This window comes from Mycobacterium neglectum, from assembly GCF_002591975.1.
GTDB lineage: Bacteria > Actinomycetota > Actinomycetes > Mycobacteriales > Mycobacteriaceae > Mycobacterium > Mycobacterium neglectum.
Window position 1 is genome coordinate 1 of the sequence record NZ_NVQE01000076.1, and the last position, 12,781, is coordinate 12,781.

A 12,781-nucleotide genomic window follows, 5' to 3' on the forward strand; every position below is an offset into this window, starting at 1 on the left:
ACCGCGGACCCACCGGCGAACGCACCCAATGGCGACGATGGTATGTCCCCTTCCAACCCCAACCACCCAACCTGAACTAGGCCACGCGGTGGCGATGGCGCGCCACTAGCTGTCGAGCTCGTCGAAACGAGCGAGTGCCTGATCGCATTGGTCGAAATCGAAGACTTCCATGCGCAGGAGGCGGAACCCGTCGAAGAGGAGGACGATCACGGCCGGTAGCTCGATTTCGGCACCGTCGGCAGTCGTGCCCTTGAGGACGATGTAGGTCACGACGCCATTGGCAGAGTGACAGGGGATGTCGGCGATCTCCTCGCCAGTCCCCAACTGCTGGTGATTCACATAAGCGGCGTCGGCTTCAATTGCGGCGAGCGCATCCCAATCATGGCGATTGGACCTCTCCCGATGCGATCCACCGAGCGGTCAGCTCAGTCAATGCGGCGTCGATGTCGTCACAGTCGAAAACCACGAAGGCAGAGATCAATCCGCCCTCGGTGACTTCAGCAAGTACCAAAGCCTCTACAGCAATCGGACAGTCGACCTCGCTGTGGTCGCGGAAGATCGCGCGGCATAAGAGCAGATGCCTTCCCCTGACGGCGATGCACTCGATTTCTTCCTGCCAACCAGTACCCGCCTCAAGTACTATCGCGCTCGCATAGTCCGGCTTGATTGGGCCATTGTCACGCAAGCCTTTTCGCCGATCGTCGTATCGGCCCTCGTCGTCGAAAAGGGCGAGATAGCTGTCGATGTCGCGACGGTTGAAGGCGTCCACCACGCGTGCGAGAACGACTGTTACTGCATTGTCGGGCTGCGGCGCTGGAGCAGTGAGCACGTCGAACACCGCGACCGCAGCACCGACGTCCGACTCGTCGAATACCTCGACCCGACTCAGCCGGCGACTATCGAAGGTGAAGAGATTGATTACTCGCCACTCGGCGGCGAAACCGTCGCGCGAGGTCGCATGGGCCGCCAGCGTGATCACCGCGCCGAGCTCGTTCACCCGATGCACTTCCTCGATATAGAGCGCCGCCGTTGGTGACAGTTCCCATGTGGCAAGGAGGTATTCGGTCAACTCGCCTGGCGCAAATGCCGTACCCCGCCGGTGGTCGATATTCACCCAGCCCGGTATCGCTGCAGGAACTTCGCGACGATTGAATGCCCTGCAGACCCGTGCGACATCTGACCAGACGCCGGCTTGCGCCGTTGCCTCGCCTCGGATGTACCGCGCATCGAGTTCCTCGAATGCGGCGTCGATATCGTCGGGATCGAAAAGTGTAGTCCTACGCACCAGTCCGTCGTCGTCGATCTCGGTGAGCGTCAAGTGCTCGGCGGTAGTCGTAGGGTCTTTGTCGGTTGTTCGGTATCTATCGAGGGTGAGCGCAAGGCGAGATCCCCTGACGGCGAGGGGTTTCACCTCGAATATCCAATCGGTGGGGACAACCTCGAACAGTGCGTTCGTGACCTTGATCAGTCCCATGCCAGTCGCCTCGTCGCGCAGCCCTTTTCGGCGGTCTTCAAAACTTCCATCCGGTGCGGCCAGGGCAAGAAAAGCGGACATGTCGCGGCGATTGAACTCGTCGGATAACCGTGCCCGGACGCGGGTTGCAGCGTTGTCGAGTTGATTTGCAATGGTTTCGAGGTGATTCGCATGCGCAGCCAGCTCGTCGAATTTGGCGAGCGCGGTATGGAGTGCGTCCTCGTCGAATAGCTCGCAGCGGTCGATCAGGTTGCCATCGAAAGTTAGAAGGGTGACCTCGTGCCACTCAGCACCGAAGCCCTGCTGTGAAGTGCCCAACTCGGAGTGAGTAAAGACCGCTCCTAGATTGGTCAGCCGATGCACGCTCTCGATGCACGTGCGGACGTCGGGCGCGACCGCCCACATCGCACTGACGTAAGCGTGCATGTCGCCCGGCTCGGGCGCTGCCCCGCGCCTGTGGTCGACGTTTACCCAGTCCGGTGTGGTGGGAGACAACTGGTGCAGATTGAACCTGGCGTAGGTCTCGTTCACGCGTGTCCATACGTGCGAATAGGCCGCACCGTCGCCCGCCACGAACCTGGCATCGAGTTCGGCCAAGGCGGCGTCGACGTCGTCGGGATCGAAAAATGCTGTATATGAGAGCAATTCGCCGACGACTTCGGTGAGCACCATCAACTCGACCGTGATCGGCCGGTTGGCATCGCCGCTGTCGCGGAACGCTTCGCGGCTCAGCGCGAGGCGATTTCCCCTGACGGCGACGGGCTCAATTTCCAATCGCCAGCTAGTGGGCGTTTCGGACATCACCGCGAGCGCAAAATCCCGGCTACCTGCTCCTGCATCGCGCAACCCTTTTCGGCGATCCTCATACAGGCCGCCGGCGAGCGAAAGGAACCCCTCCACATCACGACGGTTGTACGCATCGGAGACACGCGCTCGCAAACGGGTCGCAGCGTTCTCGAGCCGTAGCGCTGATGCACTGAGTTCGTCGAACCTTGCGACCGCGGTGTCTAGATCGTCCTCGTCAAACACCTCGAAGCGGCTGAGCAGATCACCGTCGAACACCAATAGATGAACCTCGCGCCACTCTGCATCGAATCCCTCCTGCGTGGTGCCGTGCGCTGGCGCGACTACGACGGCACCCCGGTTGGTCAGCCGATGTGTTGTCTCGACGTAGGCCTTCGCATCCGGTGCAAGTTCCCAAACGGCGCGGACGTACTGCGCCATATCGTCGGAAGCAGAGGCGATCCCGCGGCGGTGGTCCAGACCTACGAAATCCATTGTTCCCGGTGGAAACTCATGCCGGTTGAAAGCCGCGTAGGCCTGGGTGACGAGAAACCACGTCTGTGAGTGAGTGGCCCCTTCGCCAGCCACATACCTCGCATCAAGCTCGGCGAGGGCGCCGTCGAGATCGTCGGGATCGAAAACCACGCGGACTGCGATCCGACCGTCGGCGTCCATAGCTGCGACGCAGAGCGATTCGGTGTGGAATGCATCGGGCCCCTGGTCTCGGCTGGACAGGTGACTACGAGCGAGGAATAGATGCTCGCCGCGTAGCGCGATCACATCTGACGTGATCTGCGTGCCACCGAGATCTGCGACTGCCCGCGCGTCGGCGATCGCCGCATTTCGACCGTAGCGCTTCCCGGCGTTCACGACTCGCCGACGATCGTCGAGGGAAAGGTCGGCCGCAAGGAGATTGGCCATGGCGGCCCAGTCGCGGGCCATGAAGCACGCCAGAGCACGCTCTTCTGCTCGGCTCGCCGCGTTCTCCAGTCGTGCTGTCGGCCTGCTGAGTTCGTCGAACTTGGCTATCGCTCTGTCGAGGTCTGCCTCGTCGAACACTTCACAGCGATTGAGCCGGTTGCCGTCAACGGTCAAAATGATGATGTCCTGCCACTCGACGTCGAACCCCTGGTGCGAGGTCCCACTCGTCAGTTGTGTCACAACGGCTCCGCGAGCGTTCAGACGGTGCACAGCCGTTGCGTAGGAGCGGACCTGCCGCGCGAGTTCCCAGGTCGCATGAATGTAGGACGTCTGATCGCCGGGCGCGAACGCACTCCCGCCTGTCCGGTGGTCGATATTCACCCAGTCTGGAGTCGTTCGAGGCATGTCGCGCCGGTTGAACGCGGCGTAGCCATCTCCGATGGCCGACCATGTGTCCGCATGCTGGGCCGCTTCCCCTGCGACATAGCGTTTATCCAGTTCTTGGAGCGCGGCATCAACGTCATCGGTGTCGAACATGACCTGGGCGGTCATCCGCCCGGCGGCATCGATCTCAGCGATCGCAAGGTTTTCGACGTAGAACGCGCCGGGCCGTACGTCGTAACACGACTCTGCACGAACGAGGACGAGGCGTTCCCCACGGGTCGCGATCTCCGTTGTCGCGAATTCTGGGATCCCCATCTCGGCGGCGGCCCGCATGTCTCCCAACACGGAGTCCCTACCGTGTCGGATCCCTGCGTTCACGACTCGTCGGCGATCCTCGTAGTGCAGATCGTCGGCCAGCAGCTCAGCCATCGCGTCCCAGTCGCGGGCCGCAAAGGATGCCCGGAAGCGCTCGCCCAACTTGCTCGCCCCAGTCTGCAACCTCGGCTCGGGCCGGTTGAGTTCGTCGAACCTTGCGATCGCTGCGTCAAGGTCCATCTCGTCGAACACCTCGGCGCGGCTCAGGAGTTCGCCGTCGACCATGTACACATTGACTACCCGCCACTCGGCATAGAAGCCATTTTCCGAAGTCCCCTGCGCCACTTGACTAACGACTGCTCCCAGGCCGCTGAGTCGATGTACAGACTCGATAGATGTCAGCAGATCCGGCGTGAGCTCCCATGCCGCATGGAAGAACGCGCGCATGTCGCCCTCGCCGATGTTCGCAACTCGCCGTCGGTCGACGTACACAAAGCTCGGCGGAGCGGGAAGCTGTCGTGCGTTGAGCGCGGCGCAACTACCCGCAATCACCAACCATGTGCGCGCATGGTCAGTCGCCTCACCTTCGGCGTAGCGAGCATCCAACTCTGCGACGGCGGCCGCGATCTCGTCGACCTCGAAAAGCACAAGCGCCGAAATTCGATCGTCCGAGTCGATCTCGACGATCTGGACCAGCTCGATCACACTCGCTTCGGGGCGCTGGTCGCCACCCCAATAGCGGATATGGCGCAGTGTGAGCCGCTCGCCACGAATTGCGATCGGGGTCGCAGTGATGTGTGTGAGACCGATCTCGGTGCCAACTCGCAGATCATCCATGACGGCTCGGCGACCCCGCCGTAGACCTGCATTGACGACACGGCGCCGATCATCGATCGAGACGTCGTCGGCCAACACTGCTGCCATCGCGTCCCAGTCCCCTGCTGCGATGTACTCCTGGCAGCTCGCCTCCACTCGGCTCGCCGTATTCTCCAGTCGCGCTGCCGGCCTTTGGAGTTCATCGAATCTGGCGAGTGCCACTTCGAGATCGGACTCGTCGAACATCTCGCTGCGGCTTATCCGGTCACCGTCGATGGTCGACAGGGTGATTTCTCGCCATTCACCCTCGAATCCCTGTTCCGTGGTTCCGGTCGCGAGGTGGGTGACGAGTGCACCGAAGCTGGTCAGCCGGTGAACGGCCACTATGTCGACCCTGACATCGGGCGTTTGGCCCCACATGGCGTGAAGATATGCGCGTAGCTCGCCTGGCGCGAGCGATGCGGTGCTCCGATGATCGATGTCCACCTTGTCGGCGGTCCACGCGGGGAGCTCATGCCTGTTGACTGCCGCATAGGACCCCGCGACGACTGACCATGTGTGCGCGTGAGCGGCCGCTTCGCCTGTGATGTAACGAGCGTCGAGTTCTGCGAAGGCAGCGTCGAGGTCATCGGGGTCGAACCCGACCACGCCGACGATCCGATTATCGGTGTTGATCTCGAGAACACTGAGGAAGGTCCCTTCGACCAACACATCGTCGTCCGCGACGCGGGTACGAAATAGCGCGAGTCGCTTCCCGCGAATCGCCAACACGGTCGAACCCATTTGTGGCGCAGTGAGCTCCGCCATCGCCCGCAAGTTGGCGATCTCCGCATCTCGACCGCTACGGGATCCGCCGTTTATTACGTGACGGCGATCGTCCGCGGACACGTCATCGGCATACAACTCAGTAATCGCGGGCCAATCGCGGGCGTTGAACAAGGTGTCGAAATGTTTGGACACCCGAGTCGCGTCGTTCTCCAGTTGCGCAGCCGAGCGGCCGAGTTCGTCGAAGCGGGTGAGCGCGGCGTCGAGGTCCTTCTCGTCGAACACTTCGTTTCGGTTCAGCAGGTCACTTTCGACCGTCTGAAGAAGGACCACCCGCCACTCGGCTTCGAAGCCGCCTTGCGACGTTCCGAGCGACCTACTGGTGACGACTGCACCGACATCGCTCAACGCGTGCACAGCTTCGATGTGGCAGCGAAATTCCGGTGTGATGGTCTTTGACGTGCTGAGTATTTTGGACATATCGCTTTGGGTGAATGGTGTCCCGCGTCGGTGGTCGATGTTGACCCAGTCCGGCGTCGCCGGAGGAAGCTCTAGCCGATTGATTGCGGCGCAGGACCTAACCACGACCGACCACGTTCGCGCGTGCGGTGCCGCTTCGCCGGCAAGGTATCGAGAATCGAGTTCGGCGAAGGCTGCGTCGATGTCTTCGACGTCGAACCACACCTGCAGCGCGATTCGGCCATCCTCGTCGAGGCCGTATAACTGGAGCAATTCGTCCCGCGGTGCGCCTGGGCTCTGATCGGTAGGACCGACGCTCAACGACGTGAGAGCCAGGCGTTCGCCACGCACGGCGACAACCTCGTGGCGGTACCGTACCGGAGCCAAAACTTCCCGATAGCGTTTCGCCTCGGCAACCCATTCACTGTGGGGATTATCGACGCGGCTCTGCCCAACTATCTTGCGGCGGCTCTCGCAGGAAACTACGGCTGCGACGTACTGCTCGACCTCCTCCCACGCATCGCGGTCGTAAGCAGCATCGAGAAGGAGGACCACACGCACACACTCGTTCTCGATCGGCGCTTGAGGATGCGCCATCTCGAGCCGCGCATACGCAGCATCCAACTCGGCCATCGCGGCGTCGAGATCTTCGACATCGAACCAGATCTGCAGCGCGATCCGGCCCTCCTCATCGAGGCCGACAAGCTGGAACATCTCGTCCATCGGCGCCCCGGGAGTGTCGTCTACGGTACCAACCTCCGTTCGGGTGAGCGCGAAACGCTCGCCCCGAATGGCCACGATCGGGCGACGAGATCGCCCAATGCGCATCTCGCGCATGAACTTCTCTGCTCCGCTCGCCATCTCGCCGGCCGGCAGATCGATCCGCTCAAAGCCGACTATCTTGCGGCGACTTTCAATGGAGCCGATACGCGCGTGCGCCTGCTCAACCTCGCTCCACGCCTCCCGGTTGACCGCGGCCTCGACGCGGCGAAGCGTTCGCACACACTCGTTCTCCGGTTCGGCCACCGGCGTTTCGGGTGCCGATGCGACAGTCGCGGTTTCCGATCCGAGTACGCGTAGCGCCTTTTCGACAAGTGCTGCCGCGCCTTTCCGTTCGTACAGCGCGACTGCCTGCTCGGCGGCGGCGCGCGCCCCCGCAACGTCACCGGCAGCACCCAGCACCGACGCCAGCGCCAGGCAGGCATCGCCGTGGTCGACCAACTCATCGGTGCGCTCGGCTACGGCGACGGCCTCCTCGGCTACCCGACGCGCATCGTCATGCTCGCCATCGCGTGCCAGCAACTGAGCGCGGACCGCTCGCCATGCGATCGATGGCTTCAATGCGTGGCCGGCGAGTCGCTCACTCTCCCTGCAGAGTTCATCTGCCTCCGCATCTCGGTCGAGCGCAAGACAGGTCCGGGCCAGCAGCGCGGCCGTGTCAGCTGTGTCCGCATCCAGCCCCATTCGCCGGAAGCCGTCATACGCCCGTCGCAGATGCGGCTCGGCAGACGCAGGATCGTCGGCGACCAACTCGACAATGCCGGCAAACTGGTCGACTTCGAGTAACGCGTGCCGCATGCCGAGCTCGGTGAGCGCGCGCCTGGCCGAGTCGATCAACTGACGCCCCGCCGCGGCCCGTCCCCGCATCGCGTCCAGCACGCCCTGGCACCGCGTCGACGTCGCCTCCACCACCGGAGACCCGGTGGTGATGCGCAGTAGCCGAACAACATCCAGACACCGGCCACCCGCGCGAGGCACCGGGTTGGGTCCCCACAGCGCCGCCAGCGGTGCGCCCGCCAGCACGGCGTTCACCCGGCGGTGATCGCGCGCGCGACGAGCCGCAGTCAGCGCCTGATCCAACGCGGTCTCACAATCGGCGATGCGCCCGAGGCGGGCCAGGCACGCGGCCCGGACCGTATGCGCATTGGCCTCGCCCGCAGCGTCGTCCAACTCGGCCAGCCGTTGGGCGGCAGCGCTCACCTCGGATTCGATCTCGTCCAACCGTTCGGGATCGGTGAGCATCGACAGCTGGCCGTCGAAGCATATTCCCCAAGCCGCCAAACGCACGGAATCTCCTGCAGCCCGCTGCAATTGCGCTACCGCGCCGGCCGCCGATCCCACGTCACCCGCCGCGAGCAACGCCTCACAGCGAGCGACCAGCAGTTCGGCTTGTTGGGCGTCGCGGTCCGGCAGTTCGTCATCGAGTTCCTCGAGCGCATGCAGCGCCCGGTCGTAGAGATCGGCCGCACCCTCGTAGGCCAGCCGCTCGATCGCCTGATCTGCTGCACGCCTGCAGTATTCGACCGCCTTTACCGCATTGCCAGCCCACGCGCACTCGAAGTAGTGGTAGGCCAGTTCGGCCAGCAGTTCGTCATGGCCGCCCGACTCGGCCTCCAGCGTGGTGGCAATTTTCTGATGCAGCCGCATCCGTCGCACCGAGGCCAACTCCGCGAGCAGTGATTGCCGCACGAGCGCGTGGTTGAACCGGTATCGACCGCCCGGCTCTTCAATGACGATGCCCGCCTTGCACGCTTCGTCGAACGCGTCGACGAGGTCGTCGCCGACCACACTCTCGACCAGCGCCAGTGGAAACCTGCTGCCGACCACCGCGGCGGCCGCCAAAGCCTTGTTCGTCTCCCCTGGAAGCCGGGAAAGTCTGCGGCTCACCGCTTCCCGAACTCCCTGCGGCAGCGTGCTCGGGTCCCAACGGCCACCACTTTCGTCGACGTGACGCAGTGCCTCGATCAGAAAGAACGGATTGCCTCCCGTCACCGAGGCCAATGCCCGCGCCAGCTCGACGTCGTCGTACCCGGCCTCGGCGACGTACGCGGTGACGTCGTCCTCATCGAGGCCGCCCAGCGTAATGCGGCTGGCGGTGCCGTCGCGGTGAAGGTCAGCCAGCATCGCAGCCAGCGGATGGGAGCGGTCGAGGTCGGTGCTGCGGTAGGTGCCAACGATCTGTACCCGCGCCTGCTCTCCGAATCGCAGCAGGTGTCGCAACAGCAGCAGCGTGGGTTTGGCCGCCCAGTGCAGGTCGTCGAGGATCAGGACGACCGGTGCACTCGCCGACGCCACCGCCAGCAGCGCGACGACAGCGTCGAACAGTGCGTAGCGTTCGGTGTCCGGGTCTGAACGCGACGGCATCGGTAGATCGGGCACGACGTCGGTGAGTCCGGGTACGAGCGGAAGCAGTGCTTCTGCGCCGCGCAATTCGCGCAGCCGGCCGGCACCAACGCAAGGCACCAGCGATCTCAGCGCTTCCGCGAACGGCTGATATGCCGCGCCGAGGTCCTCATCGCAACGGCCGTAGAGAACGACCGCACCTTGCTCATACGCCTGACGCGACCACTCGCCGGCCAGGCGTGTCTTACCGACGCCGGGTTCACCTGCGATCAACATGGCGCGCGTCCCTGCCGCCAACGTCGACTGCCACGCCGCCAGAAGGCCGTCGAGCTCTGGGCCACGCCCTACGAACGGCCCGGGCCCGGCCAGCACGGTGGGCAGAACAGGCCGCTGCATCGGCGGCACCTCGATAGTTGGGTCGGCGGAATCCTCGGCCGTCTCCAGGCGGAGTTCGAACACGTGCTCCGGACGCGAGAGATTCCGCAGCTGACGCATGCCGAGATCGACCAGCACGACATCATCGGACAGCGTGTCGATGACGAGTTCGGCAGTAGCGCCCGAACAAAGGATCTGCCCGCCTGCGGCCAGCGACCGCAGGCGGGCAGCGCGATTGACCGCCCGACCGAAGTAGTCGCCGTCGCGCAGCTCGACCTCGCCGGTGTGCAGGGCCACCCGGATACGCATCGGCTCGGCCAGCGCCCAGGGCTCGTGACGGATCGCCTCTTGCAGCTCGATGGCGGCAGCGGCTGCTGCCGAAGGGCGATCGAAGACCGAGAACGTGGCATCGCCCTCGCCGCGCGTCTTGACCAGACGCCCTCCCCGCGACGTGACAACCTGCTCGACGATCTCGTCATGGCGCGCAAGCGCCACCGCCATGGCGTCGGAATCGGCCTCCCACGCAGCGGTCGACCCCTCGATATCGGTGAGCAAGAACGTCACGGCACGGGTCACTATCGAAAGTTGCTCCGCTACAGCCACTTCCAGGGCAGCATCCTGGGCGACGATCGCCGTCTCCAGGCGCCGAAGGTCCGGACCCGGATCGACGCCCAGTTCGTGGGCGAGCAGGGACCGCGCGCGTTGATACGCACCGAGAGCTTCACCCTGCCTGCCCGCTCGGTAGAGGGCGAGCATCAGCTGGCCCCAACGCCGCTCGCGCAACGGCGCATCGGCGATGGCGGCCTCCAACTCGCCGATGATCTCGGCGGCTCGCCCCGTCGCGAGCAGCGAATCTGCCCGGTCCTCCACCAGCGCGGCATGGCCCTCGATCCAGCGCGTCTTCTCCGATCCGCCGCGCGGGCCATCCGGCAGTTCAGGGATGCCGCGCCAGAGCGCTAGTGCCTCGTCGAATCGGGCCACCGCCTGGCCGGCGTCTCCCGCCGAGATCGCGTCGCGACCCAGTCTGGCAGCCAGCTTGTAGCGAATCGCATCGATCTCGCTCGTGCTGAGGGTCCATCCGGTCCCCTCCGTCAGCACGTAGCCGTCCCCCAGCGTGCGACGCAGGGATGAGATGTGGGTCTGCAAGGCCTTGGCGGCGGTCCGCGGCGGAGAAGCGCCCCACAGGAGCTCTGCAAGGGTGTCGGCCGAGACGACAGAACCGCCATGCAGGCCCAGCATGGTGAGGAGCGCGCGTGGTTTGGCGCCGGGGACCGCGACCGGCAGGCCATACTGCCGGACCTGTAGAGGCCCTAAAACCCCCAGCTCCACGTGTTGAAGCGTAGTCACGTGGCCCATCGTTACGATGCGGATTCAATACCCGGTCAAGGATTAGTAAAGGCGGCTCCGACGGTGTGGCAGGCTCGGCGTGTGGATCTGCCGCAGCCCGATCCGGACACACCACACCTTGCTGACGTGGTTCCGTCGGTTCTCTCCGCGATGGGGGTTGCGGGATTCGAGGGCCGAATCCCGCTAACCGGCGATATCGCGGGCGCCTGCGTGCTGTTGATCGATGGCCTTGGTGCCGAGCTGCTCGACGAATACGCCTCCGACGCGCCTGTCATGGCCGGCCTACGCGGCCGCACACTGCAGGTCGGCTTCCCGGCGACCACGGTCGCCGGGCTGGCCGCGCTGGGTACCGGGTGCCGCTCCGGTGAGCACGGTCTGGTCGGCTACTCCTTCCGGCTGCCGGATGTCGGTGTCGTGAACACTTTGCGGTGGCGCATGCATCCGTGGGGGGCCGACGTGCGTGATACCGCGCCGCCCGAGCAGGTTCAGCCGATTCCGACGACGTTCGAACGGGCGGCTGCGGCAGGGGCGGCGGTCAGCGTCATCTCCGGTGCCGAGTTCACCGGTTCCGGGATGACGCGCGCGGCTCTTCGCGGCGGTCGCTACATCGGAGTGCATGCGTTGGGGGATCTGTCGGCGCGGGTGCGGGAGGCGGTCGCCGCCGGTGGGTTCTGCTACGCCTACCACAGCGAGCTCGACATGATGGGGCACCTGTACGGGCCCGGATCGACTGCGTGGCTGATGCAGTTGCGCCAGGTCGACTGCCTGGTGCAATCGGTCGTCGAGAGCCTGCCGCCGGGCGGGATGCTCGCGGTGGTGGCCGACCACGGGATGGTCTCGGTAGACCCGGCAGACGCGGTCGATATCGACAGTGACGACGCGCTCACCGATGGCGTGACCGATATCGGTGGCGAGGCGCGGGCTCGGCACATATATATAGCCCCCGGCGCGGAGAAAGACGTGTTGGCGAGATGGCAGACGACGCTCGCAGATCGCGCGTGGGTGGTGTCGCGTGACGAAGCGATCGCCGCGGGGTGGTTCGGCGAGCGTGTCAGCGATCTGACGAGGCCCCGCATCGGGGATGTCGTCGCGGCGGCCCGAGACTCGATAGGTTTGCTGAGGCGGACGGCAGAACCAATCGAATCGTCACTGATCGGCCAGCATGGATCACTGACAACCGCAGAGCAGAATGTCCCACTCCTGCTTGCCTACGGTTGAACCATGCAGCCTGCAGCCGCCCGAACATCGAATTGCACTGGGCCAGAGTAATTTTCACGATCTTCTCCGCTTAGAAAATTGGCAGCTGAGATCGAATTGACGTCACTGCCAAGAGAAATCACTGGCATCACAAACACCGCCGACAAGTAGAGCTGCGGATATGAGCTTTCTACAAGGCAATTCAGTGAATCAGAGCACCGATTTCTAGCATTGTGAACGGCGTCACATCATTTTCGGTGAACGTGGTCACAAATTTTGGCTGGCTGCAAAATGCCCTGTTAACGTCCGTCGTCATGTTTGCTGTTGCTACGCTTTTGACGCTTGTCAATTCCGTGTCGGGCACGCCGTACGTCACCGGTGGGGATTCTCCCGCCGGCACTGACTGCTCGGGCCTGGTCTCGTGGGTCACCAACGCGGCGACCGGCCGGCCCATTTACGGGGATCGATTTCACACCGGGAACATCGAGGGCGCACTGAAAGCACGTGGGTTCCAGTACGGCTCACAACCCGGTGCCCTCAATGTCGGCTGGAACAGCGGGCACACCGCGGCAACACTCCCCGATGGCACTCCGGTGTCCTCCGGCGAGGGCGGCGGCGTCAAGGTCGGCGGCGGCGGCGCGTACCAGTCGCAGTTCACCAACCACATGTTCCTTCCGATGCCGGCCGACCAGGTCCCGCCGCCCCCGGGCGCCCCGGTCGTGTTGATGCTCTCTCTTATACCCATCTGACGCTGCCGACCATACCCCTTTCTGAGACACCCGCGGTCCCCGTCACCGTAAAAAACACATCCATGTCTAATAA

3 protein-coding genes and 1 pseudogene are annotated in these 12,781 nt (G+C 64.1%); 2 read left to right on the top strand and 2 right to left on the bottom strand.

Features of this window, described 5'->3' with window-relative positions:
• Positions 1 to 105: 105 nt before the first annotated feature.
• Both CSQ99_RS29685 and CSQ99_RS29690 read right to left on the bottom strand, forming a co-directional pair.
• Entirely contained in the window at positions 106 to 339 is a 234-nt protein-coding gene (locus CSQ99_RS29685; RefSeq protein ID WP_099042562.1) for a hypothetical protein, read from the bottom strand.
• Between the two features lie 40 nt (positions 340 to 379).
• Positions 380 to 10,744: a BTAD domain-containing putative transcriptional regulator gene (locus CSQ99_RS29690; RefSeq protein ID WP_245909156.1), complete on the bottom strand. Its 10,365-nt coding sequence runs from the start codon at positions 10,742 to 10,744 to the stop codon at positions 380 to 382.
• A gap of 99 nt (positions 10,745 to 10,843) precedes the next feature.
• Here CSQ99_RS29690 and CSQ99_RS29695 point away from each other — a divergent pair, with 99 nt between their 5' ends.
• Positions 10,844 to 11,980 (top strand): alkaline phosphatase family protein, encoded by a 1,137-nt coding sequence (locus CSQ99_RS29695; RefSeq protein WP_099042564.1) that lies wholly within the window; start codon positions 10,844 to 10,846, stop codon positions 11,978 to 11,980.
• Between the two features lie 293 nt (positions 11,981 to 12,273).
• A pseudogene (locus tag CSQ99_RS29700) lies at positions 12,274 to 12,702 on the top strand (NlpC/P60 family protein); the annotation flags it as partial.
• Positions 12,703 to 12,781: the final 79 nt, after the last annotated feature.